Source organism: Pantoea sp. C2G6 (assembly GCF_051336815.1).
Taxonomy (GTDB): Bacteria; Pseudomonadota; Gammaproteobacteria; order Enterobacterales; family Enterobacteriaceae; genus Pantoea.
Genome location: NZ_JBGMNJ010000006.1, coordinates 129,678 through 155,293, shown reverse-complemented (window position 1 = coordinate 155,293; position 25,616 = coordinate 129,678). Strand labels below are relative to the sequence as shown.

22 protein-coding genes are annotated in these 25,616 nt (G+C 60.6%); 15 read left to right on the top strand and 7 right to left on the bottom strand.

Annotated elements, in window-relative coordinates; genetic code table 11:
• Positions 1-19: 19 nt before the first annotated feature.
• Positions 20-931 (top strand): fructokinase, encoded by a 912-nt coding sequence (mak, locus tag ACCW71_RS10625; RefSeq protein ID WP_436371152.1) that lies wholly within the window; start codon positions 20-22, stop codon positions 929-931.
• 50 nt (positions 932-981) lie between these two features.
• On the opposite strand, the gene eat is transcribed toward mak, so the two are convergent.
• Positions 982-2,346 carry an ethanolamine permease gene (eat, locus tag ACCW71_RS10620; RefSeq protein ID WP_436371151.1) on the bottom strand — a complete coding sequence of 455 codons (1,365 nt, stop codon included), beginning with the start codon at positions 2,344-2,346 and terminating at the stop codon, positions 982-984.
• A gap of 247 nt (positions 2,347-2,593) precedes the next feature.
• Between eat and ACCW71_RS10615 the strand changes: the two genes are divergently transcribed.
• Together ACCW71_RS10615 and qhpR are read left to right on the top strand one after the other, a co-directional pair.
• Complete coding sequence (locus tag ACCW71_RS10615; protein ID WP_436371150.1) at positions 2,594-3,598, top strand: phosphotransferase enzyme family protein; 1,005 nt, start codon at positions 2,594-2,596, stop codon at positions 3,596-3,598.
• A 164-nt stretch (positions 3,599-3,762) separates the two neighbouring features.
• Positions 3,763-4,821 carry an AraC-like transcriptional regulator QhpR gene (gene qhpR / locus ACCW71_RS10610; RefSeq protein ID WP_436371149.1) on the top strand — a complete coding sequence of 353 codons (1,059 nt, stop codon included), beginning with the start codon at positions 3,763-3,765 and terminating at the stop codon, positions 4,819-4,821.
• Here qhpR and ACCW71_RS10605 read toward each other — a convergent pair.
• Entirely contained in the window at positions 4,818-5,186 is a 369-nt protein-coding gene (locus tag ACCW71_RS10605) for a cell envelope integrity TolA C-terminal domain-containing protein (RefSeq protein ID WP_436371148.1), read from the bottom strand. The genes qhpR and ACCW71_RS10605 overlap by 4 nt on opposite strands.
• 174 nt (positions 5,187-5,360) lie before the next feature.
• Between ACCW71_RS10605 and ACCW71_RS10600 the strand changes: the two genes are divergently transcribed.
• Genes ACCW71_RS10600 through ACCW71_RS10590 form a run of 3 tightly spaced genes read left to right on the top strand, consistent with a single transcriptional unit; the run spans position 5,361 to position 7,062 of the window.
• Positions 5,361-6,038: a CsgG/HfaB family protein gene (locus ACCW71_RS10600; RefSeq protein ID WP_436371147.1), complete on the top strand. Its 678-nt coding sequence runs from the start codon at positions 5,361-5,363 to the stop codon at positions 6,036-6,038.
• An 11-nt stretch (positions 6,039-6,049) separates the two neighbouring features.
• On the top strand, positions 6,050-6,409 hold the full coding sequence (locus ACCW71_RS10595; protein ID WP_436371146.1) for a DUF4810 domain-containing protein: 360 nt from the start codon (positions 6,050-6,052) through the stop codon (positions 6,407-6,409).
• Positions 6,406-7,062, top strand: a complete 657-nt coding sequence (locus tag ACCW71_RS10590; protein WP_436371145.1) for a DUF799 domain-containing protein — start codon at positions 6,406-6,408, stop codon at positions 7,060-7,062. The genes ACCW71_RS10595 and ACCW71_RS10590 overlap by 4 nt, the downstream gene beginning before the upstream one ends.
• A 29-nt stretch (positions 7,063-7,091) precedes the next feature.
• Here the strand turns inward: ACCW71_RS10590 and ACCW71_RS10585 are convergent, their stop codons facing one another.
• Positions 7,092-10,766 carry an AAA family ATPase gene (locus ACCW71_RS10585; protein WP_436371144.1) on the bottom strand — a complete coding sequence of 1,225 codons (3,675 nt, stop codon included), beginning with the start codon at positions 10,764-10,766 and terminating at the stop codon, positions 7,092-7,094.
• Positions 10,763-11,968: an exonuclease subunit SbcD gene (gene sbcD, locus ACCW71_RS10580; protein ID WP_436371143.1), complete on the bottom strand. Its 1,206-nt coding sequence runs from the start codon at positions 11,966-11,968 to the stop codon at positions 10,763-10,765. The genes ACCW71_RS10585 and sbcD overlap by 4 nt, the downstream gene beginning before the upstream one ends.
• Before the next feature lie 196 nt (positions 11,969-12,164).
• Between sbcD and phoB the strand changes: the two genes are divergently transcribed.
• The 6 genes from phoB to proY all read left to right on the top strand — a co-directional run bounded on the left by phoB (position 12,165) and on the right by proY (position 19,525).
• Complete coding sequence (gene phoB, locus ACCW71_RS10575) at positions 12,165-12,854, top strand: phosphate response regulator transcription factor PhoB (RefSeq protein WP_436371142.1); 690 nt, start codon at positions 12,165-12,167, stop codon at positions 12,852-12,854.
• Between the two features lie 14 nt (positions 12,855-12,868).
• A complete protein-coding gene (gene phoR / locus ACCW71_RS10570; protein WP_436371141.1) occupies positions 12,869-14,182 on the top strand; it encodes a phosphate regulon sensor histidine kinase PhoR in 1,314 nt (437 codons plus the stop codon).
• Between the two features lie 19 nt (positions 14,183-14,201).
• Positions 14,202-15,122, top strand: coding sequence for a PstS family phosphate ABC transporter substrate-binding protein (locus tag ACCW71_RS10565; protein WP_436371140.1), 921 nt, complete (start codon positions 14,202-14,204; stop codon positions 15,120-15,122).
• A 162-nt stretch (positions 15,123-15,284) separates the two neighbouring features.
• A complete protein-coding gene (locus tag ACCW71_RS10560) occupies positions 15,285-16,391 on the top strand; it encodes a cobalamin-independent methionine synthase II family protein (RefSeq protein ID WP_436371139.1) in 1,107 nt (368 codons plus the stop codon).
• A gap of 391 nt (positions 16,392-16,782) precedes the next feature.
• A complete protein-coding gene (brnQ, locus tag ACCW71_RS10555) occupies positions 16,783-18,102 on the top strand; it encodes a branched-chain amino acid transporter carrier protein BrnQ (protein ID WP_436371138.1) in 1,320 nt (439 codons plus the stop codon).
• Between the two features lie 70 nt (positions 18,103-18,172).
• A complete protein-coding gene (gene proY / locus ACCW71_RS10550; RefSeq protein ID WP_436371137.1) occupies positions 18,173-19,525 on the top strand; it encodes a proline-specific permease ProY in 1,353 nt (450 codons plus the stop codon).
• Between the two features lie 498 nt (positions 19,526-20,023).
• On the opposite strand, the gene ACCW71_RS10545 is transcribed toward proY, so the two are convergent.
• The 3 genes from ACCW71_RS10545 to ACCW71_RS10535 form a co-directional block, all read right to left on the bottom strand.
• Entirely contained in the window at positions 20,024-21,280 is a 1,257-nt protein-coding gene (locus tag ACCW71_RS10545) for a histidine-type phosphatase (protein ID WP_436371136.1), read from the bottom strand.
• Positions 21,281-22,093, bottom strand: a complete 813-nt coding sequence (locus ACCW71_RS10540) for an inositol monophosphatase family protein (protein WP_436371135.1) — start codon at positions 22,091-22,093, stop codon at positions 21,281-21,283.
• A gap of 206 nt (positions 22,094-22,299) precedes the next feature.
• Positions 22,300-22,881 (bottom strand): ACP phosphodiesterase, encoded by a 582-nt coding sequence (locus ACCW71_RS10535; protein ID WP_436371134.1) that lies wholly within the window; start codon positions 22,879-22,881, stop codon positions 22,300-22,302.
• Positions 22,882-22,984: 103 nt separating this feature from the next.
• Here ACCW71_RS10535 and queA point away from each other — a divergent pair, with 103 nt between their 5' ends.
• The 3 genes from queA (at position 22,985) to yajC (ending at position 25,613) form a co-directional block, all read left to right on the top strand.
• The gene (gene queA / locus ACCW71_RS10530; RefSeq protein ID WP_436371133.1) at positions 22,985-24,055 is read left to right on the top strand and encodes a tRNA preQ1(34) S-adenosylmethionine ribosyltransferase-isomerase QueA; all 1,071 of its coding nucleotides are present in this window, start codon (positions 22,985-22,987) and stop codon (positions 24,053-24,055) included.
• Between the two features lie 77 nt (positions 24,056-24,132).
• Positions 24,133-25,281 (top strand): tRNA guanosine(34) transglycosylase Tgt, encoded by a 1,149-nt coding sequence (gene tgt / locus ACCW71_RS10525; protein WP_436371132.1) that lies wholly within the window; start codon positions 24,133-24,135, stop codon positions 25,279-25,281.
• Positions 25,281-25,613 carry a preprotein translocase subunit YajC gene (gene yajC / locus ACCW71_RS10520; protein ID WP_436371131.1) on the top strand — a complete coding sequence of 111 codons (333 nt, stop codon included), beginning with the start codon at positions 25,281-25,283 and terminating at the stop codon, positions 25,611-25,613. The genes tgt and yajC overlap by 1 nt, the downstream gene beginning before the upstream one ends.
• Positions 25,614-25,616 lie beyond the last annotated feature (3 nt).

Here is a 25,616-nt window from a genome sequence, read left to right as displayed (position 1 = left end):
GAATAAAGAGGAATAAACCGTGCGCATAGGCATTGATCTGGGTGGTACCAAAACAGAAGTGATTGCGTTGTCAGATAGCGGCGATGAGCTGTTCCGCCACCGGGTCAATACTCCGCGTGATGACTATCCGGCGACCGTCCAGGCGATTGTCGATCTGGTCAGGCTGGCCGAGCAGAAAACCGGGCAGAGCGGTACGGTCGGCCTGGGGATCCCCGGCTCGCTTTCACCATTCAGCAAGCGGGTGAAAAATGCCAACTCCACCTGGCTCAACGGCCAGCCGCTGGATAAAGATCTGGCCCAGGCGCTGAATCGTGACGTGCGTATCGCGAACGACGCTAATTGTCTGGCGGTGTCGGAAGCGATCGACGGGGCCGGGGCCGGGCAGTCGCTGGTGTTCGCGGTGATTATCGGCACCGGTTCGGGCGCGGGTGTGGCGATTAACGGCGAGTCGCGGATTGGCGGCAACGGCAATGCCGGTGAGTGGGGCCACAACCCGCTGCCGTGGATGGATGAAGATGAGCTGCGCTATCGTCAGGAGGTGCCCTGCTACTGCGGTCAGCAGGGCTGTATCGAGACCTTTGTCTCCGGCACCGGTTTTGCTATCGACTACCATCGGCTGAGCGGTGTCCCGCGTAAAGGCGCGGAGATCGCTGCGCTGCTGGCGCAGCAGGATCCGATCGCCGAACAGGCGATGCGCCGCTATGAGCAGCGGCTGGCAAAGTCGCTGGCGCAGGTGGTCAACCTGATCGATCCCGATGTGATTGTGCTGGGCGGCGGAATGAGCAATGTCGATCGTCTCTACCAGACGGTTCCCGCGCTGATGAAGCAGTGGGTGTTTGGCGGGGAGTGTGAAACCCCGGTGCTGAAAGCGCAGCATGGCGACTCCAGCGGGGTGCGTGGGGCGGCGTGGCTCTGGCCGTTGAACGCCTGACCGCAGGCGTTCAGCGATAACAGCAGACGCGGCCCATGGCCGCGTCTGTTCTATTCCCCCACCAGCAGACTCTCCTGCGGCGCGCGAGCGCGCTGGGCTTTGGTGGCGAGGAAGTAGAGCCAGCCCACCACCATAATGGCGACAAACAGCGCGCCAATCACCGGATTAAACCACAGCATCGCCAGCAGGCAGACCACCGATAGCAGCAGGGCGATGCCCGGCACAATCGGATAGCCTGGCGCGCGGAAGCTGCGTGCCATCTGCGGCGCGCTGCGGCGCAGTTTAAACAGGCTCAGCATGCTCATGATATACATCACAATCGCTCCGAATACCGCCAGCGTGATCATCGCCGCCGTCAGGGTCATGCCCTGAAGGTTAATCACCCCATCACTGTAGATCGCGGCAATACCCAGCACGCCGCCGGTAAGAATTGCGCGATGCGGCGTCTGGAAGCGCGACAGCTTTGCCAGCGCTGGCGGCAGATAGCCAGCCCGCGCCAGGGCAAAAAACTGGCGGGAGTAGCCGAGGATAATGCCGTGGAAGCTGGCCACCAGGCCAAACAGCCCAATCCACACCAGCATATGCATCCAGCGGGAATGCTCGCCGACGATCATTTTCATCGCCTGCGGCAGCGGATCGTTGATGTCGGAGAGTTTGCGCCAGTCGCCTGCGCCGCCCGCCATCAGCATCACGCCAATCGCCAGCACCACCAGCGTCAGAATGCCGCTGATATAGGCGCGGGGAATGGTCCGGCTGGGATCTTTCGCCTCTTCCGCCGCCATCGCCGCGCCTTCAATGGCGAGGAAAAACCAGATGGCGAAGGGAATGGCGGCGAAAATGCCGGAGAAGGCGGGCATCCCGAAGCTGTCGCTGCCCGCCCAGCCGTGGGCGGCGAAGTTCGCCAGGCTGAAGCCCGGCGAGACCACGCCCATAAAGACCAGCAGTTCGATTACCGCCAGCACCGTCACCACCAGTTCGAACATCGCCGCCAGTTTCACGCCGAGAATATTCAGCGTCATAAACAGCAGGTAGGCCCCGACCGCCGCGGTTTTCGGGTTGAGTTCGGGATACTGCACGTTGAGATAGGCTCCTATCGCCATGGCAATCGCCGGTGGCGCGAAGACAAACTCAATCAGCGTCGCCAGACCCGCAATCAGCCCGCCGGTTTCGCCAAAGGCGCGACGGCTGTAGGCAAAGGGACCGCCCGCATGGGGGATCGCGGTGGTCAGTTCGGTGAAGCTAAAGATAAAGCAGGTATAGAGCGTGGCGATCAGCGCGGTGGTGACCAGAAATCCCAGCGTGCCCGCCACGGCCCAGCCGTAACTCCAGCCAAAATATTCGCCTGAGATAACCAGGCCAACCGCAATCCCCCACAGATGCAGGGTGCCCAGCGTGGGCTTGAGTCTGTTTGTCATACTGTTATCCCCGTCGTTGTTGGTCTCACGCGGCGTTACACCGCCATTACCAGAGTAAAGAGATAATGCCGAAGCCCTGAGCGCCACGACTTGACGCGGGCGCGGTGACTTCTGTCCTCCACAGTCAACTCTCAGGCAACAATCGGGCCAGCTGCACGCTGCGGTCAACTTTGGCTCCTCTGGAGTCAAGCAGCTCACCGGCTGGCAACGCATGCTGAGTGGACGCAAGTGACCAGGAGCCGGAGTGATGAGCGCTAAACAATATGACAATCTGACTGATTCCCAACTGACCCTGATGGCGCAGCAGGCGCTGGCCTGCTATCCCGCCGCGCTGCACGGCCAGCTCAGTCTGCTGTGCCGTTCAGAGAACGCCACCTTTCTGTTGCAGGCGGGCGGTAAGCGTTATGCCCTGCGGCTGCATCGCGGCGACTACCATCAGAAAGCGGACATCGTCAGCGAACTGCTGTGGCTCGACGCGCTGCGCGAAACCGGCATCAGCGTGCCGGAAGCGGTGCCGGACAAAGAGGGTGAAAGGGTGCTGACGCTGCGGCTGCCAGAGGGCGGTGAACGCTATGTGGTGCTGTTTCACTGGATCGAGGGGGAGATGCCGACCACCGACGTTGATCCGCGCGCCTTTCAGCAACTGGGGCAGATCACCGCGCGGTTGCACCAGCAGAGCAAGCAGTGGCAGCCGCCTGCGGGTTTCCAGCGGATTATCTGGGATCACCACACCATGACCAGCGCAGAGAGTCACTGGGGACGCTGGCAGGATGCGCCGAACCTGAACCCCGCCGATCACGACGTGGTTGAGCAGGCGATCGCGCAGGCCGGCGCGGCGCTGGCGCAGTTCGGCAAAGGATCGGATCGCTTTGGCCTGATCCACGCCGATCTGCGGCTGACCAACCTGCTGCTGCATAAAGGTGAAACCCGGGTGATCGATTTTGATGACTGCGGGCTGGGCTGGTATCTGCACGATCTGGCGGCGGCGATCAGTTTCGTGGAGCACCATCCGCGCGCGCCGGAGTGGATCGACAACTGGCTCCGCGGCTATGAGCAGGTGGCGCATATCAGCGACGCGGAGATGGCGCTGCTGCCGACGCTGCTGATCCAGCGCCGTATCCAGCTGACCGCGTGGGTCGGGTCGCACGCTGAAACGGAAATGGCGCGCAGTCTGGGATCGACGTGGGCCAGCCATTCGGTGCGCCTCTGCCGCCGTTATCTGGCGGGAGAGTCGCTGCCGGTCGGCGTCTGATGCACCAGCGGCGGGCGTGGCTGCGCCGCCGCAGTGCCGCCACTCGCCGCCCGCGCGCCGCTTCGCCCGGCGGCCGGGCCGGGTGCGACCTGGTATGGAATTTGCTCAGTATCAGAGACGGGTGATCCTGCCTGAATCTGACTGAGGCGACCATGAATCCGATAATGCTAAAACAGCCCGATGCCTTTGCTGCCTGCTCCGCCGTGGCCGGGGCGGAAAATCACGGCGTGCTGGCGGCGGCGGCCACCGGCCTGAGCGACTTTATTCACAGCCGCGGCGGCGATGTTGATCGCATCTTCGGTATCAGCGGCATCGATCCTGAGCGCCTCGCCAGCCCGACGCTGAGCCTCGGGCTGGTCAATTACTGTCGGGCGCTGGAGGAGGCGGCGCGTCACTCCGGTTTTGATAACTTCGGTTTGCACTACGGCAGGCAGTTTAAACCGCAGTCATTAGGCCTGATTGGCTATATCGGCCTCTGCTCCGCCACCCTGGAGCAGGCGCTGCACAACGTGGTCAACGCCTTTCCCTGGCACCAGCACGACACCTTGACCCGGCTGGTGGATAAGGGAGAGTGCTGGCGGCTCGACTATCAGGTGCGGCACGGGGCGATCCTGTCGCGCCGTCAGGACGCGGAGCTGACGCTGGGGATGTTTATGAATCTGATCCGCCACGTGGCCGGTAAGCACTGGGCGCCGCGCGAAGTCCATTTTGAACATCCGCGTCCCGGCCAGTGGCACGATCACTGCAAAGTGTTTGATGCGCCAGTCTGGTTCGATCAACCGTTTAATTCGCTGGTGATCCCGAAACGCGATCTGCTGCGCGCCATGCCGGAGAGCGATCCGATTCTGCTGATGGTGATGCAGGATGCGATCCGCCGGCTCAACCGCGCCGCGCCGCAGCAGAGCATGATCGAGCAGGCACGGTCGCAGGTGAATTTATCGCTGATGCAGGGCGAACCGGTGCTGGAAGAGGTGGCGGATAAGCTCGGGCTATCGAGCTGGTCGCTGCAACGCCGCCTGCGCGAAGAGGGCAGCAGCTTTAGCGCGCTGGTGGATCAGGTGCGTTGCGAAATGGCCACCTACTACCTGCAACAGAAGCAGCTGCCGATCTCTGAGATGGCGCTGCTGTTAGGCTACTCCGAGGTGAGCGCTTTCTCGCGGGCGTTTCGTCGCTGGTTCGGTATCAGCCCGCGGCAGTGGCGTCAGGAGGGACTGGCGAGCTAACCGCGCGGCGCGAAGCCGAACCACGCTGGCTGGTCAGGCTGCGGCGGCGGCGGCAGATCACGGGTCTGCGCCACCAGCTGCCAGGCGCGCAGGCAGAGCGCTTCATCACCCTGAGTCTGGGTCACCGCATAACGTCCACTCTGTTGCCACTCCATCCGTACCAGACATTGCTGACCGGCATAATGTGCCGCATCACTGAACTGCCGGTTCAGCAGCGGCTGAATCTGATAAGTCCAGTGACAGGATTGACTGTCGGGATCCTGCGCTGGCTGACAGAGGTTTGCCACGCTATCACGCTGCTTTTTCAGCGGTTGCTGACAGGCGCTCAGCGACGCTGCAATCATCACCCCCAGCAATATTCTCATCGTTATATTAATTAAATTCATTTAACTGGCCAATTTCCCTTAAAGATCTGCGGGTCTGCTGCCGACAGTCTACAGACCGGCACAATGAATGCTATGGCATTACTCCGACTGTCGGCAGAACCAGAATTTACCGCCCCCGTGCGGATGATGTTTCCTTTAATTCATGGATTAGAAATGCAGAAAAAATATGCCCTTGCGGCACTCTCCCTGTTAACGGCGTCGCTGATCAGCGGCTGTGCCACCGAATCCTCCCGCGCTATCCAGGCCCCACAGGTGCGCGCGGCCAGCCAGCCGGTTTATCAGGGCGTGCGTAGCCCGATTGCGGTCGGCCAGTTTGATAACCGCTCCTCGTACATGAACGGCATCTTCTCCGATGGGGTCGATCGGCTCGGCAATCAGTCGAAAACCATTCTGATTACCCATTTGCAGCAGACTAACCGCTTCAGCGTGCTGGATCGCAGCAATCTGAAGGAGCTGCAACAGGAGTCGGACTTCAAACGCAGCCAGCAGGCGATCAAAGGCGCCAACTACATCATCACCGGTGATATTACCGAGTTCGGCCGCAAAGAAGTGGGCGACCAGCAGCTGTGGGGCATTCTGGGCCGCGGCAAAACCCAGGTCGCCTATGCCAAAGTGAATCTGAACGTAGTGGATGTCACCACCTCTGAAGTGGTCTACAGCACCCAGGGAGCGGGCGAGTACCAGCTTTCGGCGCGGGAAGTCATCGGCTTTGGCGGCACCAGCAGCTACGACTCCACGCTGAATGGCAAAGTGATGGATCTGGCGATTCGTGAAGCGGTCGATCATTTAGTGGATGGAATCAACAACGGCGCATGGCGTCCGGCTAAATAAGGAAGCAGTAAATGAAGATGATGACACTGAGCAGCCTGCTGGTTGCAGCGGGCCTGCTGGCAGGCTGCGCGTCGAAAGGGCCAAAACCCCTTTATTACTGGGGCGATTATCAGGAGCAGGTTTACAGCTTCTATCAGCAAAGCGGCGATCCGCAGAAGCAGATTGATGCGCTGAACCTCGATGTCGAAAAAGCCCGTGCTGCTGGTCAGCCTGTGCCGCCGGGTCTGCATGCCCAGCTCGGTCTGCTCTATGCCAGAACCGGCGATAGCAATAAAGCCTTTGGTCAGTTCGCCACCGAGAAACAGCTTTTCCCGGAAGCGGCCCCTTACATGGATTTTCTGATGAGTAAAAAACAAGGAGTGGTACGGTGAAAAAACTGATTGCCCTGGGCGGCGCGCTGATGGTGCTGCTGCTGACCGGCTGTGCGCAGCCGAAGAAACCTTATGACTACACGGCGTTCCGCGCCAGCAAGCCCGCCTCGATTCTGGTGCTGCCGGCCGATAACCGATCGCCGGATATTAATGCCGCGCACAGTGTGACCTCGCTGGTGACGCGCCCGCTGGCCGAAGCGGGTTACTACGTCTTCCCGGTGGCGGTGGTGGAAGAGACCTTTCAGCAGAATGGCCTGAGCAGCGCCAGTGAAGCCCAGGCGGTCAGCGCGAAGCGTCTCTATGAGATCTTCCACGCCGACAGCGCGCTCTATATCTCGATCAGCGACTATGGCAGCAGCTATCGGGTGATCGACAGCGTCACTACCGTGACCGCCAAAGCACGGCTGGTGGATTTACGCAGCGGCAAAGAGATCTGGCAGGGGGCGGCCACGGCCACCGACAACGATCAAAACAACAATGGCAACAACGGCCTGGTCGGCATTCTGGTCAGCGCGGCGATTAAACAGATCTCCGACAACGTGACCGACAAAGCGCACACGGTCGCCGGACTGACCAGCAATCGCCTGCTGGCGCAGAACGAACAGGGCGGGTTGCTGACCGGCCCGCGCTACAAGGCTGTCAGCGCCCGCTGATTGCATTGACACGGGCGCTCCGGCGTCCGCTATCCCTGCGGCAGCTCCAGCTGGCTGTAACCCAAGCCGTTCATCTTGCGCACCCGGATCTGCACCGGGATGCGCTCTTTCATCGCTTCCACGTGGCTGATCACCCCGATGGTTTTACCGCTGGCGTTAAGCGCGTCAAGTGCGTCCAGCGCGGTATCGAGCGTCTGCGCGTCCAGCGTGCCGAAGCCCTCATCCAGAAACAGCGATTCGATGCGCGTTTTGTGACTGACCAGATCGGATAACGCCAGCGCCAGCGCCAGGCTCACCAGGAAGCTCTCGCCGCCTGACAGGGTGCGGGTGTCACGCGCGGCATCGGCCTGCCAGGTATCCACCACATCCAGCTCCAGCAGATCCTGCGCCCGGCGCTGCAACAGGTAGCGGCCATGCAGCCGATCAAGCTGACGGTTGGCGAGCGCCACCAGGTGATCGAGGGTCAGGCCCTGTGCGAAGCGCCGGAATTTATCGCCGCTGGCGGAACCGATCAGATCGTTGAGCAGGCTCCACTGCGCCAGCGCCAGCTCATCCTGCTCAATCTGCACCATCAGGCTCTGCTGGCGGGCGCGCAGGCTGGCATCGCTCTGTAACTGCTGCTGGATATGACCCTGCTGGCTGGCATTGTCCCGCAGTGCCAGCCGCAGCTGCTCAAGCTGCTGTGCCAGCGCCTCGGCTGAAGCGGGCATCGCGGCTGGCTGCGCCTGCTGATGCGCTTTCTGCCGCTGGCGCAGATCGGCCAGCCGCACCTGCTGCTGCTGGCGGTGCTGATCGAGCTGTTGCAGCTGCTGACGCAGTTGCTGCGCGGTCTGCTCATCCAGCAGCGCGGCACGCAGGCTGGCTTCATCGCTGAATCCGGCGCGCGCCAGCGCCTGTTGCAGCGCGCGCTCCGCCTCTGCCTGTCTGCTTTCAAGACTCTGACGCTGGCTTTCCAGTCCGGCCAGTTCACCCTGTAACCGGCTGACCGCGGCCTGCGCCTGCTGTAGGTCTGACAGCTGCTGCGTGCGTTGCGCCTCATACTGCTGCACCCTGGCCTGCATCTGCTGCCGGGCCTGCGTGACCTCACGATCGCCAAACAGCGCCTGCCGCTGCTGGCGTAGTGCGCTGAGCTGCGTCTGGGCCTGACTAAACTGCTGCTGCCGGTCCGCCAGCTGCTGCTGCTCCAGCGCGGCCTGCTGTTGCAGGGCGCTGAGCTGGGTTTCCCCCCGCAGCAGCTGCGGTTGCAGGTTAGCGAGCGACTGCTCACTTTCCTGCCAGCGCTGCCACCGCGCCTGCTGAGCCGCCAGCCACTCGTCGCGATCGGCGGCCTGCGGCAGGGTAAGGTGATGGTCGCTGAACTGCTGCTGGAGCCGATCCTGCAACTGCTGCCAGGCCTGCTGCTCCTGCTGCTGGCGCTGTTGCAGGGCGTCGAGCCGCTGTTGCAGGTTGGTCAGCGACTGCTGCGCCAGCTGTTCAGCCTGCTGATGCTGCTGCCAGGCCTGAGACTGCCGGAGATAGTGATCCTGCGCCTGTTGACGCGCCTGGGCGGCCGCTTCCTGCGCCTGCCGCTGTTGTTCCAGCTGGTTTTCCTGTTCACTTTGCTGCTGCTGCCACTGCGCCAGCGCCTCGCTGTCGGCGAGTGAAAAGGTAAGTGCCAGCTCACCGCTCAGCGCCTGCCACTGCTGCTCAAGGTAATTAATCTGCCGCTGGGTCTCAGCCATTTCATCACGCAGCGTCTGCTGCTGTAGCGCCGACTGCTTCAGCTGTTCATTTTTTGCGGTGCCCGCCTCGCGCAGGGTCTCCACCTGCTGTTGCAGCGCGGCGCGGCGTTGCTGGTTCTCGCTCACCTCCAGCGTGCTGTAGGCTTCGACCGCGGGATGGCTGGTGGAGCCGCACAGCGGGCAGGGCTGATCGGCAGTCAGCCGGGCACGGTAATGCGTCAGATCGACAATCTGCTGCTCCAGCGCGCAGATTTTTTCGACATCATCCAGCTGCTGCTTTTCACGTTTCCACGTCGCACGCAGCCGCTGTAGTTCGGCCTCATCCTGCCGGTGCGCCTGCTCCAGCGCTGACAGCCGCTGCTGACGCTGGGCCAGCTGCTGGTGCAGCGGCTGCCACTGGGTGGAGAGCAGCAGCAGTTGCTGACGGGTTTTACGACTCTGCTGTAGCTGGCTCAGCGCCTGGCGCAGCGCCGCTGGGGGATGCTGCTGCTGAAGCGAAGTCAGTGCTTGCTCCGCCTGTAACAGCTGCTGGTGAGCCTGTTGCTCCGCCTGCTGGCGCGGCAGAGCCTGTTGCGCCTGCTGCTCAAGCGTCGCCTGCTGCGCGGCGATTTGCTGCTGCTGTTGCCGCTGCTGTTGTGCCAGATCGCTCAGGGTCGCTTCACGCTGCGCCAGCAGGGCGAAGTTCTCCTGCCACAGCGGCAGAGAGGCGCCCCACGGGGCCAGATCGGCAAGCTGCTGGCGCAGCTGCTGTTCATTGGCAATCGCCTGCTGTAAGGCGGTGACCTGTTGCGTCTGCGCCGTCAGGCTGGCTTGCGTCTGGTCGTAATGTTGCTGCTGCCGCTGGTTTTCCAGCTGCTGCTGCGAGAGCTGCTGCGCAAGGGTGCCGATCTGCTGATCCAGCGGCAACACCTCGGTGGTCAGCAGGCTCTCCTGCTGCTGCTGCTCCTGCTGCGCCTGCTGAAGGGCGCTCTGGGTGGCGGCGTATTGCTGCTGCTGTTGCTCAGCCTGCTGCTGCGCCTGCTGCTGCACTGCGGCAAGCTGCTGACAGCGGCTGACCACCTCCTGCTGCTCAGCGCGTAAGGCGTCGCGCTGCTGCAATGTTACCCGCAGCTTTTCCGCCGGTTCGCTGCGGGCCAGTCGCTGGCGGTCCGGCTCCGCGGCCTGAGAAGCGGCCTCCGCCTGCTGCACCGCCGTCGTGGCCTGCTCCAGATCCTGGTGCAACTGCTGCGCCTGCTGCTGCCACTGCTGCTGCTGCTGCGCCTGCTGATAGTGAGCACTCAGTTGCTGTTCGGCCTCGGTGAGCTCGGTGAGCTGCTGTTGCAGGGCGGCACGCGCGTCGCCATCCAGCAGCGCCATCGCACCCGCCTGGCTGCGCAGCAGATCCAGCTGGGTTTTCGCCTCTTTGTGGCGCTCGTAGATCGCCGCGGAAATCAGTCCGTAGATCTCCGTACCGGTCAGCTCCTCCAGCAGTTCGGCGCGTTCACTGGCTTTGGCATTGAGAAAAGCGGCGAACTGCCCCTGTGACAGCATCATTGAGCGGGTAAAGCGTTCAAAATCGAGCCCTGAGAGGGTTTCGATCAGCTTCAGCTTGTCACCGACTTTATCGGCGACAATGGTGTTGTCGGCGCAGCGCGCCAGCTCAACCCGCGGCGCCTGGAGTTTGCCGTCTGCGGTGCCGCGGGCGCGGTTCTGGCTCCAGAAGGCGCGCCAGGCTTCGCCTTTGATTTCAAACTCCACCTCAGCCAGACACTCCGCACAGTCGCGGGTCATCAGCGGATTCTGGCTCTGGGAGATCGCCCCCAGGCGCGGCGTCTGGTGATAGAGCGCCAGGCAGATGGCATCCAGCAGGGTGGTTTTACCGGCCCCGGTCGCGCCGGTGATGGCGAACAGGCCGTTGCTGGCGAAAGGCTCGGCGCGAAAGTCGATAAACCATTCGCCGCGCAGGGCATTGAGGTTTTTAAACCGTAGCGTGAGGATCTTCATTGGTTCTCTTCCATGGCGGCCAGCGTCTGGCGAAACAGGGTAGTCATCTGGTCGAGTTGCGCCGGTTGCAGCGCCTCATCCAGCGCCAGCCGCCGGGCAAAGACCTCCTCCACCTTCAGCTCGCTCAGGGTTTCATTATCGAGTCGCGCCAGACTCTGCTGCCGCTGCTCGCGGCTGCGGCGTAACAGCAGGACCTCGACCGGCAGCGTGGCGGTCAGGCTCTCCACCTGACGTTGCAGGTCGCTGAGGTACTCCTGGGTGGTGACTTCGATGTCGAGCCAGATCGGTTTCGGCAGCGGCAGCGGCAGCGCGCTGAAGGCGTTGAGCTGTTCAGCAATCTGCGCCAGCGATCCTTTCAACACCTGCATCGGCTGACTCTGCGGCACCACCAGCGGCGTGACCGATTGCAGACCGCTGGCACTCAGCTCCAGCAGAAAGACGCTTTTTTCGCTGCCCAGCTCATCAAAACTCAGCGGGATCGGCGAGCCGCTGTAACGGATATGCTCGCTGCCCGCCACCCGCTGGGCGCGATGGATATGGCCCAGCGCAATATAGTCGGCCGCCGGAAAGGCGCTGGCGGGGAAGGCGTCCAGCGTGCCGATGTAGATGTCGCGTACCGAATCGCTCTGGCTGACGCCGACGGTGGTGAGATGGCCGGTGGCGATCACCGGCAGCCCATAGCCGAGCGCCTTTGCCGCCTCAAAACGCTGCTGATAATGGTGAGCGATCGCCTCCAGCAGTGAGGTCTGTTTATCGCGGCCCGACTGGCCCGCCCGGCTGCGCAGAATATCGCGCGGCCGCAGATAGGGAATGGCGCACAGCAGCGCGCCCGGCTCCCCGTGGCGGGTGGTGAGCAGCAGCAGATCCTCATTTTCCTGCGGGGCGGCGATCACTCTGGTGTTGAGGCAGGCGAGCAGCTCGCGCGACTCATTCAGGGTCGCCACCGAATCGTGATTGCCTGCCAGCACAATCAGCTGACAGCCCGTGGGTTGCAGCGCCACCACAAAGCGGTTGAACATTTCGCGCGCGTAGCTGGGCGGCGTGCCGGTATCAAACAGATCGCCCGCGATGATCAGTGCATCCACCTGATGCTGTTCAATCTGGATCAACAGCCAGTCGAGAAACGCCTGATGCTCCGCGGCCCGACTTTTGTTGTAGAAGAACTGCCCCAGATGCCAGTCCGCGGTATGAATGATGCGCATAAGAGTCCCTGCCGTTGTGATTCGCCCGGCGATTATACTGGCTCTGCCGCCAAAGCGAAAAATTGTCGCGGCGCTGTCATAAATGATTACCTGCGTGGTTACAGGCAGGTTATGTTTTTCATAAAAGTGTCACAAATCTGACGCATAATGGCGCCGCGAATCTCAGTGACAGCCGTCATAATCAGCAGGAGTAATAATGGCTAAGCGCATTTTGGTTGTGGAAGATGAAGCCCCCATCCGAGAAATGTTGTGTTTTGTTCTGGAGCAGAACGACTATCAGCCAATCGAGGCGGAAGATTATGACAGCGCCGTGGGCAAGCTGATTGAACCCTGGCCCGATCTGATTCTGCTGGACTGGATGTTACCCGGCGGCAGCGGCATTCAGTTTATCAAGCATCTGAAGCGCGAAGCGATGACCCGCGACATTCCGGTGATGATGCTCACCGCGCGCGGTGAAGAGGAGGACCGGGTGCGCGGGCTGGAAGTGGGGGCTGACGATTACATTACCAAGCCATTCTCGCCGAAAGAGCTGATGGCGCGGATCAAAGCGGTGATGCGCCGTATCTCCCCGATGGCGGTGGAGGAGGTGATTGAGATACAGGGGCTGAGTCTCGATCCCTCTTCCCATCGCGTGATGTCCGAGACCACCCCGCTGGAGATGGGCCCGACCGAATATAAGCTGCTGCACTTCTTTATGACCCACCCGGAGCGGGTCTACAGCCGCGAACAGCTGCTGAACCACGTCTGGGGCACCAATGTTTATGTGGAAGATCGCACCGTCGACGTTCACATCCGCCGTTTACGTAAAGCGCTGGAGATCTCCGGCCACGATCGCATGGTACAAACCGTCCGCGGAACAGGGTATCGTTTCTCTGCCCGCTACTGAACGGAGCCTTAACCGTGCTGGAACGCCTCTCCTGGAAGAGATTACTGACAGAACTGCTGCTGGCGTCTCTGCCTGCGCTGCTGCTCGGTCTGCTGTTTGGCTATCTGCCGTGGCTGCTGCTGCTGAGCGTGCTGGCGGTGCTGCTGTGGCATTTCCATAATCTGATGCGGCTGTCGCACTGGCTGTGGCTCGATCGCACCATGACGCCGCCCACCGGACGCGCCAGCTGGGAGCCGCTGTTTTATGGGCTCTATCAGATGCAGCTGCGTAACCGGCGGCGGCGGCGTGAACTGGGCAATCTGATCAAGCGCTTTCGCAGCGGCGCGGAGTCGCTGCCCGACGCGGTGATCCTCACCACTGAAGAGGGCACCATTTTCTGGTGCAACGGGCTGGCGCAACAGCACCTTGGCCTGCGCTGGCCGGAGGATAATGGCCAGAATATCCTCAATCTGCTGCGCTACCCGGAGTTCTCCCGCTATATCCGCCAGCGTGATTTCGACAAGCCGCTGACGCTGGTGCTGAACAACAAATTTCATATGGAATTCCGCGTGATGCCCTACAGCGAAGGGCAGTGGCTGCTGGTGGCGCGTGACGTCACCCAGATGCATCAGCTGGAGGGCGCGCGGCGCAACTTCTTTGCCAACGTCAGCCATGAACTGCGCACCCCGCTGACGGTGTTGCAGGGCTATCTGGAGATGATGAACGACTCGGTGATGAGCGAGCCTTCGCGCAGTAAAGCGCTGCATACCATGTCGGAGCAGACGCGCCGCATGGACAGCCTGGTGAAACAGCTGCTGACGCTGTCGCGCATTGAAGCCGCACCGGCGATCGATCTCAAAGAGAAGGTGGATGTGCCGGTGATGCTGAAGCTCTTGCAGCATGAGGCCGCAACGCTGAGCGGCGGCCGGCACGAGATCCATTTCCACACCGATCCCCATCTGAAAGTCTTTGGCAACGATGAGCAGCTGCGCAGCGCCATCTCCAACCTGGTTTACAACGCGGTCAATCACACCCCTGACGGCACCCGCATCGACATCAGCTGGCTGCGCAGTAAGCAGGGGGCGACCTTCCGGGTGTGTGACAATGGACCGGGCATCGCGGCGGAACATATCCCCCGTCTGACCGAGCGCTTCTATCGGGTCGATAAAGCGCGATCGCGCGCCACCGGCGGCAGCGGGCTGGGGCTGGCGATTGTCAAACATGCGCTGAGCCACCATAACGCCCGGCTGGAGATCCGCAGCGTGCCGCATCAGGAGACCTGTTTCACCTTTACCCTGCCGGCGAGGTTGATTGTCGGCAGCGTGATGCAGGAGAATGCCGTTCATTAATCGCTGCCGGATCTCCCTGATGCGCATCCTTCTTTTGTTGATCGTTACTCTGCTGCCGGGTCTGGCGCTTGCCCAGCCCGGCACGCTCGCCGGCAACCTGAGCAGCGTCGGCTCCGATACGCTCGGCTATCTGATGACCCTGTGGGGCGAAGATTTCAGCCGTCAGGCACCGGGCGTGAATCTCCAGGTGCAGGCTTCCGGCTCCTCCACCGCCCCCACCGCGCTGGCGGCAGGCGCGGCGCAGCTCGGCCCGATGAGCCGCCCGATGCAGGCCGATGAGCGTCAGGCTTTTGAGGCGCGCTATGGCTATCCGCCGCTGGCGGTGCCGGTGGCGATGGATGCGCTGGTGGTGGTGGTGAATCAGCGCAATCCGCTACAGCAGATCTCCCGGTCTCAGCTCGACGCCATCTTCTCTGTTACCCGTCTGTGTGGCGCGCACGCCGCGCCGCTGCGCTGGGGCGATCTCGGCTTAACCGGCGCGGCGTGGGCCAGGCGACCGATTCAGCGCTATGGCCGCAACTCCGCCTCCGGCACCTGGGGATTTTTCAAGCAGCAGGTGCTGTGTCAGGGCGATTTCCGCAGCGACGTGGCGGAGTTTCCTGGCTCGGCGGCGGTGGTGCAGGCGGTGGCCGCGAATCCCCGCAGCATCGGCTATGCCAGTTTTGGCTTTCACCTCAGCGGCGTAAAAATGCTGGCGATTACCAACCCGCGCGGCGAGGCGGTGACACCGGATGCTGCGGCGATCCGCAGCGGTCGCTATCCCTGGGCGCGTCCGCTCTATCTCTATGTCAACAAAGCGCCGGGCAAGCCGCTGCCACCGCTGGTCGCGGCGTTTCTGCAACAGGTGCTCTCGGCGCAGGGACAGCGGCGGGTCAGCGAGGCGGGCTATCTGCCACTCTCCGAAAGCCAGATGGCGCAGGCGCGCGCAGCGCTCCGGTAACGGCGCAAAGTGAAACTTTTTCATGACTGTTGAATTTTCTTCGGTTGCAGATGAAAGCGGCTCATGTCACCCTGCATTCAGACATTTAGCCATCCAGATGGCTATTTATATCAGAATGTAATTATTTCCTGCCGCAACGACGTGCAGGCCAAAGGAGTGATCATGCAAAGAGAAACTGCCCCGTTCCGTGCCGATACCGTTGGCAGCTTTCTGCGTCCTGCCGCCCTGAAACAGGCGCGTGAGCAGTTTGCCGCTGGTGAGATTGACGCCGCTGCGCTGCGCCAGGTGGAAGATGAGGCGATTCGCGACGTGGTGGCGAAACAGCGTGAAAATGGCCTTAAGGTAGTAACCGACGGCGAGTTTCGTCGCGGCTGGTGGCACTTTGACTTTTTCTACGGTCTGGATGGGGTTGAACGTTACGAAGCGGAGCAGGGCATTCAGTTCAACGGCGTGCAGACCAAAGCGCATGGCGTGAAAGTGGTGAGTAAGCTTGGTTTCCCGGCCGATCACCCGATGCTGGCGCACTTCCGCTTTCTGCAAAGCATCGCCGGGGATGCGCAGCCGAAGATGACCATTCCCAGCCCCAGCGTGCTGCACTTCCGCGGCGGTCGCAAAGTGATCGACGCTGACGTTTATCCCGATCTGGCTGACTATTTCGATGACCTGGCGCAGACCTACAAACAGGCGATCAGGGCGTTTTACGATGCGGGCTGCCGCTATCTGCAACTGGATGACACCGTCTGGGCCTATCTCTGCTCTGACGATCAGAAGCGTGACATCCGGGCGCGCGGCGACGATCCTGAGGCGCTGGCTCAGACCTATGCCCGGGTGCTGAACAGGGCGCTGGAAGATAAACCGGCCGATCTCACCGTGGGGCTGCATGTCTGCCGCGGCAATTTCCGCTCGACCTGGATCTCCGAAGGGGGCTACGGCCCGGTGGCGGAAATCCTGTTCGGCAGCGTTAACGTCGATGCGTTCTTTCTGGAGTATGACAACGCCCGCTCCGGCGGTTTTGAACCGCTGCGCTTCATCAAACCTGGCCATCAGCAGGTGGTGCTGGGTCTGATTACCACCAAGGTCGGGGAGCTGGAAGATCCGGCGCAGGTGAAAAAGCGGCTGGAAGAGGCGACCAGGTATGTCAGTCTCGATCAGATCTGCCTCAGCCCGCAGTGTGGTTTTGCCTCCACTGAAGAGGGCAACAGCCTGAGCGAAGAGCAGCAGTGGCAGAAGATTCGGCTGGTAGTCGATATTGCTAAACAGGTCTGGTAGTGCTGTAACGTTGTGCAGACAGGCGCGTAAAACGCGCCTTTTGTGTATTGGCGGGCGGGTTAATGCGGGGATTTCTCACCGTCTGTCTATAATTCAGGCACATCATCTTGTGTGCCTGCGGTAAATATTAACGCTATCCTCTACTATTCCGTTAAATGGTGGAATAACCTTCTGGTTTTCCGATCCCGTATTGCCTTTCTTCGCTATAAACGTTTTACTTAGCGCCGTTGTCGATTCATCCCTCCGTGAACAGAATAAAAGCAGCTTAAATCACCTGCGTTTTACCTCACGACGAGCACAATGCGCTGCTGCTGGCAGCCAGGTCGCGGTTCAGACGCAGCGAGGGGACAACACTAACCCAACTTCCACCGCAACATCAGTGACAGGCCGTATGACACATCGTTTAACCTCGAAGGACATTCTCGCGCTGGGCTTTATGACATTCGCCCTGTTTGTTGGCGCGGGCAACATCATTTTTCCGCCCATGGTAGGAATTCAGTCTGGCGAACACGTCTGGACTGCCGCCATTGGCTTTCTGATTACCGCTGTCGGTCTGCCGGTGATGACCGTGATCGCCCTGGCGCGCGTCGGTGGCGGCGTCGATGCGCTCAGTACCCCGATCGGTAAGGTCGCAGGCGTGGTTCTCGCCACCGTCTGCTATCTGGCCGTCGGCCCGCTGTTTGCCACGCCGCGCACGGCGACGGTCTCCTTTGAGATGGGGATCGCCCCGCTGACCGGCGAAGGCGCGCTGCCGCTGTTTATCTACAGCCTGATCTACTTTGCGCTGGTGATTGGCGTGTCGCTCTATCCCGGCAAACTGCTCGACACGGTCGGCCACTTCCTGGCACCGCTGAAAATTGTGGCGCTGACCATTCTGGGCGTCGCCGCGCTGGTGTGGCCCGCAGGCGGGACTATTCCCGCGACCGCCGATTATCAGCGCGCGGCCTTCTCCAGCGGTTTCGTCAATGGCTATCTGACCATGGATACGCTGGGTGCGCTGGTGTTTGGCATCGTGATCGTCAACGCCGCCCGTTCCCGTGGCGTCGACAATGCCGCGCTGCTGACCCGCTATACCGTGCTGGCGGGATTGATCGCCGGTCTCGGCCTGACGCTGGTCTACCTCTGCCTGTTTAAACTCGGCGCGGGCAGCGGTGCGCTGGTGGATCAGAACGCCAACGGCGCGGCGATTCTGCATGCCTATGTGCAGCACACCTTTGGCAACATGGGCAGCTTCTTCCTGGCCGCGCTGATTTTCGTCGCCTGTATGGTCACTGCCGTGGGCCTGACCTGCGCCTGTGCGGAATTTTTTGCGCAATACCTGCCGTTATCGTATAAAACCCTGGTATTTATTCTGGGTCTGTTCTCGATGGTGGTGTCGAACCTCGGCCTCAGCCACCTGATTCAGATCTCCATCCCGGTACTGACGGCGATCTATCCGCCCTGTATCGTGCTGGTGGTGCTGAGTTTCACCCTTAACTGGTGGAACAAGAGCAGCCGGATTATCGCGCCAGCGATGCTGATCAGCCTGCTGTTTGGTATTGTGGACGCGATTAAAACCACCGGGTTTAAAGATTTGCTGCCAGCTTTCAGTCAGCACCTGCCGCTGGCCGATCAGGGTCTCGCCTGGTTGCCGCCGTCGCTGGTGATGCTGTTGATTGCCGCTGTTGTGGATCGGGTCAAGGGGCCTGAACAGGTGACGGTTCACTCCTAGCAGACAGCACTGATTCTTCTTTAACCACGGGCTTGCCCGTGGTTTTTTCATTTCACAGGTACAGGTTGTTATGCAAGAAACCAATAAGCTCAAACGCGGACTGAGCACGCGCCACATCCGCTTTATGGCGCTGGGATCGGCGATTGGCACCGGGCTGTTCTACGGTTCAGCCGATGCGATCAAAATGGCCGGGCCAAGTGTGCTGCTCGCTTACATCATCGGCGGGGCAGTGGCCTACATCATCATGCGGGCGCTGGGTGAGATGTCGGTGAATAACCCGCAGGCCAGCTCCTTTTCACGCTATGCCCAGGACTATCTCGGTCCGATGGCGGGTTACATCACCGGCTGGACCTACTGCTTTGAAATCCTGATCGTGGCGATTGCCGATGTCACCGCCTTCGGCATCTATATGGGGGTCTGGTTCCCCGAGGTGCCACACTGGATTTGGGTGCTGAGCGTGGTGCTGATTATCGGCGCGGTCAACCTGATGAGCGTTAAAGTGTTTGGCGAAGTGGAGTTCTGGTTCTCCTTCTTCAAGGTCGCCACCATCATTGTGATGATCCTGGCCGGTTTCGGCATGATTATCTGGGGGATTGGCAACGGCGGTCAGCCGACCGGCATCCATAACCTCTGGAGCAACGGCGGCTTCTTTGCCCACGGCGTGGTCGGTATGCTGCTGTCGCTTCAGATGGTGATGTTTGCCTATGGCGGCATTGAGATCATCGGCATCACCGCCGGGGAAGCGAAAGACCCGGAGAAGTCGATTCCGCGCGCCATCAACTCGGTGCCGTGGCGCATTCTGGTGTTTTATGTCGGCACGCTGTTTGTGATTATGTCGATCTATCCGTGGAATCAGGTGGGCACCTCCGGCAGCCCGTTTGTGCTGACCTTCCAGCATCTGGGCATCGCCGCCGCCGCCTCTATCCTCAACTTCGTGGTGCTGACCGCCTCGCTGTCGGCGATTAACAGTGATGTGTTTGGCGTGGGGCGTATGCTGCACGGCATGGCGCAGCAGGGCCATGCGCCGAAGATCTTTATGAAGGTCTCTTCGCGCGGCATTCCGTGGGTGACAGTGGTGGTGATGATGTTCGCCATGCTGATTGCGGTCTATCTCAACTACCTGATGCCGGAAAAGGTCTTCCTGGTGATCGCTTCGCTGGCGACCTTTGCCACGGTCTGGGTCTGGATCATGATCCTGCTGTCGCAGATCGCCTTCCGCCGCAAAATCGGTAAAGAGGCGGCCAGCAAGTTGCAGTTCGCGCTGCCTGGCGGCAGCTGGACCGCGGGCTTTGGCGTGCTGTTCCTCTGCTTTATCATCGGGCTGATTGGCTACTTCCCCGATACCCGCGTCTCGCTCTATGCCGGGCTGGTGTGGATTGTGGTGCTGCTGCTGGGCTATAAACTGGTTCGCAAACCTCATTAATCACCGTTCTGCTCTCCCGTTTCGCGGGAGAGCAGAAACCGCGTCTGCGTCTTCTCTTTTCTCATTCTCCCCGCCTGTTTATGTGATGCTCAGCACGGCAGTGAAAATAACCGCCTGATGTTATTGCGCGCGCCGGAAATAACCGCTTGTGGTCGGGTTCAGATTATTTCAGTGGTTTTTTCTGTTGTTATTACTGGCACTGAGTGTTGCATGGCCGGGGCGATGGCGCAGGGGCGGTGTCTCTCCGCTCAGCAGCGGCGGCGCAGGCGGTGGGGCAGAGTGGTTAAAATAAAAAACGGCGAAACCAGTCGCCGAAATAATCAAGTGAATCAGAGAAAGAATAAAAGGGATGATTGACGCCAGTATCGTAAAACAAAATGACCGGCGCTGATAGAGAAGCGGTTTAAATAAGAAAAGGTCTGAATAGCGTTAATTAATAGTGATAACCATTAATCAGGCCGCATTAACGTTGCGGCCTGAATCTGATTAGCCCCAGACTCAGGGCAGAATAACGGAAACGGGCAGCGTGGCGCTGCTATCCCGCTTTTTTTGTAACTGCGTCAGCGCGGATTGATAAGGGCAGAGCAGGCCCGCCTCTGTAACCCTGCAATCTGGCTGATGCCACTCCTGGCGTAACAGCGGGTGGGCCGCATCAACGGGTTGCAGCTGACGCAGGCCATCCAGACTCTGCGCCTGGAAATAGAGCCGCAGAAAGCGCTCGCCGCTGCGGGTATCGCGCCAGCGCTCCAGCACCAGACTGCTGCCCGGCGGAATATTGCCGCGCGCGTAGCCCGGCAGCTGCCAGTCAAAGCCCATCAGGGTCCGCACCATGGCGATATTGGTGTCGTGCGCCACCAGGATCAGCCAGCGGGCTGGCGCGTCATCCTGGGCGATCGCCGTCAGCATGGCGCTGAGCAGGATTGAGCCATGCCGCTGCGCCTGATAGAGCAGATCGTTGCTGAGGTCGTAATTGGCGGTCAGCAGCGGCAGCAGGGCGGTGATCTGCGCCGCCGAGGTGATATGTCCCCAGGCCAGCTGATCGAACGGCAGATTTTCGCTGTAGCCGAGCCGCAGCGTCTCCACCATGCTGGCCATCACGCTGAGCCCCTGCACGTAGCTCCCGCCGTTGCGGGTCTGCCTGAACTGCCAGGGGCGATCAAAGAAGGTGCAGTCGGCGGCAGGCGGACAGACGGCGGCTTTCAGCTGGCGCACCGCCGGTTGCAACTGCTGCTGCAACTGCGCCAGATCGCCCGCTTTCTGACGTTTGGCCGCCAGCGCCTGCTCAGGATCGATGCGGGTGAGCGGCAGTTTGTCGCTCTGAAACAGCGGATCGACATCGCCCGCCACGTAGTGTACCGGCACGCCGCAGCCGGGAAACGCGCCATCAACCAGCGCCTGTGCGGTGGCGCGAGTGCGTTGCCGCGGGCTGGCGCGCACGTAGACCTGCTCCGCGTCCGGGCAGCCAGCGCGCAGCAGCCCAAGCTGGCGATAGTGGTCGCCCTGCCAGCGCCCTTTATTCACCACGGCGCTGTAGCCGTGGCCGGTCAGCTCGCCATCGGCGGTGCTCCATTGGGTCCAGGGGCGCTGGCTGGCGGCCTCGATCTCTTTACGATTGGCGGGCGTCGGGGGACGCACCCCGTGCCGGCTCAGTTCCACCACCTTCTCCAGCTGATAATCCGCCGCCTGAGAGAGCGGACTGAACAGCCAGAGGGAACTCAGCAGCAGCGCGCAGCGGCAGAGCAGCGGCCTCATCATCTACTCATCCAGCGCGCGATTGCCGGTCAGCGCTTTGATTTGGGGGTAGAGGGTGGCGTTGGCCAGCAGCACCGGGTTGCCGTTTTTCAGCCCATCGTTGCGCAGATAGTCATTGGTGACACCGCCCGCTTCACGCATCAGCACGATTCCCGGCAGGCTGTCCCAGGGATGCATATGCGCTTCGTAATAGCCGATCAGACGACCGGCCGCCGCCCAGGCGCTGGTCAGCGCCCCGGAGCCGATACGGATAAACATGCCGCCCTGTTCCATTAAGCCGCTGATGAATTGTGAGACGCTGGCGGCGGGCGTGCGGCTGGAGTTGCTGATGCCGAGCAACCCTTCGCTGAGATGCTCTGCCGCGTGCACCTGCAAACGGCGCTCGTTGAGCCACGCTCCCTTGCCAGCACGCGCGTGAAACAGCTCCTGATGGTTAGGATCGCACACCACGCCAATCACCGGTTCGCCGTCACAGACCACCGCCAGTGACACGCACCAGTTAGGCAGGCCATTAACGAAACAGGCGGTGCCATCGATGGGATCAACCACCCAGATAAAGGGCGCGCCCTGAACCTCACCGCCGCTCTCTTCACCGTAGATGGCATCATCAGGAAAACGTTCGGCGATTAAGGTCTTGATCAGGGCCTCCACGTTACGGTCCGCCTCGCTGACCAGATCCTGTAAATCTCTCTTATGTTCCACCACCAGCGTCTGGCGTTGCTGATACCAGGAGTAGGCCCGGCTGGCCGCCGCGCGGGCGATGTCACAGGCGTAACGATAACGCGCGTCAATTTCAGTATGCGAAGCGGATGACATCTTTTCCTCTTATGATTTTCTGCCATAAACAATGGAAGGCGCGCCTGAACAGGCGATCTGGCTGTGCGATTCAGGGTGATATTGTTAAGAAAGGCTTCATTAAGCCGCAGTTGTGCAGCAATGGCAAGATGGCGCAGCGGCAGCTGACAGGCTTTTTATCGGGACGCTGGCTGGCATCGGCCAGCCGGGCAGCAGAGGATCGGGTTTTACAGGGTTCTGTCGGCGGCCAGCGCCATTAAACGCGGATAAAAAACGAAAAACAGCGCTTCAAGCTGATCGTAGTGTTGGGTGAAATCGTGGTAGGAGTCGCGCAGGGCCGCCAGCCGTGGACGGCGGCTGGCCATGCCGTGCAGCACCCGCTCCAGCCGCGCAGGCTGGGCATAATGCTCAAACCAGCGCTCGCGCCACATCACCGCATTGAGCTGCTGAAACTCCGCAGGAGTCTCCGCCAGCTGCGGCACGATTTCCGCTTCGGCGGCGGCAGAAAAGTGCGTCAGCGTCTGGTCGGGGGTTAAGCGCAGCCAGTGGCGGGCGAGAAAGTGGTCCCAGATGACATCCAGCGTAATCGGCGCCACGCGGTAGGTCTGCGCGCGGAACAGCTGGCGCGCCTGGCGCACTTCCGGCAGCGCATCGGTCATCACGTCGAGGCGGCGATGCATCAGAATGCCGTCGGCCACTGGCGCAGACCAGTGCTGGTGCGGGTTGCCACGGACAAAGTCGGCCATGAGGTTGCCCAGTAACGAGCTGTCGGCCAGCCGGGCCAGATGGAGATGCGCAAGAAAGTTCATGCCGCATTATAGGCTGAACTGCCTTTGCACAGCCAGTTGTTCAGAATTGGTCGGTTTTCCGCTAAACTGTGCCGCCTGTTTTTGCCTGAGAAAGAACATTTCAATGCGTGTCGCCGATTTTGCTTTTGAATTGCCCGAATCCCTGATTGCTCACTATCCCCAGGCGCAGCGCAGTGGCTGTCGCCTGCTGTCGCTGGATGGCCCCAGCGGTGCCCTGACGCACGGCGTGTTTACCGATGTGCTGGATAAGCTGAACCCAGGGGATCTGCTGGTATTCAACAATACCCGCGTGATCCCGGCGCGCGTCTTTGGCCGGAAAGCCAGCGGCGGCAAAATCGAGATGCTGGTGGAGCGGATGCTCGACGACAAGCGCGTGCTGGCGCACGTGCGCGCCTCCAAAGCGCCGAAGCCAGGGGCAGAACTGCTGCTGGGCGAAGATGAGAGCGTGAAAGCGACCATGGTGGCGCGCCACGACGCCCTGTTTGAGATTGTGTTTGATGATGAGCGCGCGGTGCTCGACATCCTCAACAGCGTCGGCCATATGCCGCTGCCGCCCTATATCGATCGCCCGGATGAAGAGGCGGATCGCGAGCTTTATCAGACGGTGTACAGCGCCCGTCCTGGCGCCGTCGCGGCCCCGACCGCCGGTCTGCACTTTGATGAGCCGCTGTTGCAGGCGCTGAAAGAGAAGGGCGTGGAGATGGCGTTTGTGACGCTGCATGTCGGCGCGGGAACCTTCCAGCCGGTGCGGGTTGAAACCATCGAAGAGCATCACATGCACGCCGAATATGCCGAAGTGCCGCAGGAGGTGGTCGACGCGGTGCTGGCCTGTAAAGCGCGCGGCAATAAAGTGGTCGCCGTCGGCACCACCTCGGTCCGTTCGCTGGAGAGCGCGGCCAAAGCGAGTCAGGATGCCCTGATCGCGCCGTTCTTCGACGACACCCAGATTTTTATCTATCCGGGCTATGAGTACCAGGTGATCGATGCGCTGATCACCAATTTCCATCTGCCCGAATCGACCCTGATTATGCTGGTGTCGGCCTTTGCCGGTTATCAGCACACCATGGCGGCCTACCGCGCCGCCGTGGCTGAGCAATATCGTTTCTTCAGCTATGGCGACGCGATGTTTATCAGCAAAAATCCGCAGGCGCCGCTGGAAAAAGTGGGCGACTGATCTATTAACTGACGACCGGAATCGCCTGAAGCGCGAGAAGGTTATATACATCGGACTGTTTCTCCGATGGAGGCTTTGTGAAATTTGAACTTGATACCACTGACGGGCGCGCACGCCGTGGCCGTCTGATTTTTGATCGCGGCGTGGTGGAGACTCCGGCCTTTATGCCGGTCGGGACCTACGGCACCGTCAAAGGGATGACGCCGGAAGAGGTGCAGGAGACCGGCGCGCAGATCATTCTGGGCAACACCTTCCATCTCTGGCTGCGTCCGGGTCAGGAGATCATGAAACTGCATGGCGATCTGCATGACTTCATGCAGTGGAAAGGGCCGATCCTGACCGACTCCGGCGGTTTCCAGGTCTTCAGCCTCGGTGACATCCGTAAGATCACCGAAGCGGGCGTGCACTTCCGCAACCCGATCAATGGCGACCCGATTTTCCTCGACCCTGAAAAGTCGATGGAGATTCAGTATGACCTCGGCTCCGACATCGTGATGATTTTCGATGAGTGTACCCCCTATCCGGCTGACTGGGACTACGCCAAACGCTCAATGGAGATGTCGCTGCGCTGGGCGAAACGCAGCCGTGACCGTTTTGACAGCCTGGGCAACAAAAATGCGCTGTTTGGCATTATCCAGGGCTCGGTTTACGAAGATTTACGAGATGTCTCGGTGAAAGGTCTGGTAGAGATTGGCTTTGATGGGTACGCTGTGGGCGGCCTGGCGGTGGGTGAGCCTAAGCAGGATATGCACCGTATTCTGGAGCACGTCTGTCCGCAGCTGCCGCAGGATAAACCGCGTTATCTGATGGGGGTTGGCAAGCCGGAAGATCTGGTCGAGGGCGTCCGTCGCGGTGTCGATATGTTCGATTGTGTGATGCCGACCCGCAATGCGCGTAATGGCCATCTGTTTGTCACTGAAGGCGTGGTTAAAATCCGCAACGCCCGATATAAAGATGATACCGCGCCGCTGGATGCGGAGTGTGATTGTTACACCTGTCGCAATTATAGCCGCGCCTACTTGTATCATCTCGACCGCTGTAACGAAATACTGGGCGCGCGTCTGAATACCATCCACAATCTGCGCTACTACCAGCGTCTGATGGCAGGTTTACGCCAGGCCATCGAAGAGGGTAAATTAGAGCGCTTTGTAAACGAGTTCTACCAACGGACGGGCAAAGAAGTTCCGCCTTTAACGTCTGATAATTCATCAATGAGGGAAATTTAATGAGCTTTTTCATTTCTGACGCCGTGGCCGCAGCAGGCGCACCGTCTCAGGGAAGTCCGTATTCTCTGGTGATCATGCTGGTGGTGTTTGGTCTGATTTTCTATTTCATGATCCTGCGTCCGCAGCAGAAACGTGCGAAAGAGCACAAGAGATTGATGGATTCTATCTCTAAGGGCGATGAAGTGCTGACCAGCGGTGGCCTGGTGGGTCGCGTAACGAAAGTGTCTGATACGGGCTACGTCTCTATCGAACTGAACGAGACCAATGAAGTGGTCATTAAACGTGATTTCGTCGCTGCCGTTCTGCCTAAAGGCACAATGAAAGCGCTGTAATTC

Excerpts from the sequence above, each read along its gene's own strand:
- eat (WP_436371151.1), bottom strand. The coding sequence starts at position 2,346 with ATGACAAACAGACTCAAGCCCACGCTGGGCACCCTGCATCTGTGGGGG.
- ACCW71_RS10615 (WP_436371150.1), top strand. The coding sequence starts at position 2,594 with ATGAGCGCTAAACAATATGACAATCTGACTGATTCCCAACTGACCCTG.
- qhpR (WP_436371149.1), top strand. The coding sequence starts at position 3,763 with ATGCTAAAACAGCCCGATGCCTTTGCTGCCTGCTCCGCCGTGGCCGGG.
- ACCW71_RS10605 (WP_436371148.1), bottom strand. The coding sequence starts at position 5,186 with ATGAGAATATTGCTGGGGGTGATGATTGCAGCGTCGCTGAGCGCCTGT.
- ACCW71_RS10600 (WP_436371147.1), top strand. The coding sequence starts at position 5,361 with ATGCAGAAAAAATATGCCCTTGCGGCACTCTCCCTGTTAACGGCGTCG.
- ACCW71_RS10595 (WP_436371146.1), top strand. The coding sequence starts at position 6,050 with ATGAAGATGATGACACTGAGCAGCCTGCTGGTTGCAGCGGGCCTGCTG.
- ACCW71_RS10585 (WP_436371144.1), bottom strand. The coding sequence starts at position 10,766 with ATGAAGATCCTCACGCTACGGTTTAAAAACCTCAATGCCCTGCGCGGC.
- sbcD (WP_436371143.1), bottom strand. The coding sequence starts at position 11,968 with ATGCGCATCATTCATACCGCGGACTGGCATCTGGGGCAGTTCTTCTAC.
- phoB (WP_436371142.1), top strand. The coding sequence starts at position 12,165 with ATGGCTAAGCGCATTTTGGTTGTGGAAGATGAAGCCCCCATCCGAGAA.
- ACCW71_RS10565 (WP_436371140.1), top strand. The coding sequence starts at position 14,202 with ATGCGCATCCTTCTTTTGTTGATCGTTACTCTGCTGCCGGGTCTGGCG.
- ACCW71_RS10560 (WP_436371139.1), top strand. The coding sequence starts at position 15,285 with ATGCAAAGAGAAACTGCCCCGTTCCGTGCCGATACCGTTGGCAGCTTT.
- brnQ (WP_436371138.1), top strand. The coding sequence starts at position 16,783 with ATGACACATCGTTTAACCTCGAAGGACATTCTCGCGCTGGGCTTTATG.
- proY (WP_436371137.1), top strand. The coding sequence starts at position 18,173 with ATGCAAGAAACCAATAAGCTCAAACGCGGACTGAGCACGCGCCACATC.
- ACCW71_RS10545 (WP_436371136.1), bottom strand. The coding sequence starts at position 21,280 with ATGATGAGGCCGCTGCTCTGCCGCTGCGCGCTGCTGCTGAGTTCCCTC.
- ACCW71_RS10540 (WP_436371135.1), bottom strand. The coding sequence starts at position 22,093 with ATGTCATCCGCTTCGCATACTGAAATTGACGCGCGTTATCGTTACGCC.
- ACCW71_RS10535 (WP_436371134.1), bottom strand. The coding sequence starts at position 22,881 with ATGAACTTTCTTGCGCATCTCCATCTGGCCCGGCTGGCCGACAGCTCG.
- queA (WP_436371133.1), top strand. The coding sequence starts at position 22,985 with ATGCGTGTCGCCGATTTTGCTTTTGAATTGCCCGAATCCCTGATTGCT.
- yajC (WP_436371131.1), top strand. The coding sequence starts at position 25,281 with ATGAGCTTTTTCATTTCTGACGCCGTGGCCGCAGCAGGCGCACCGTCT.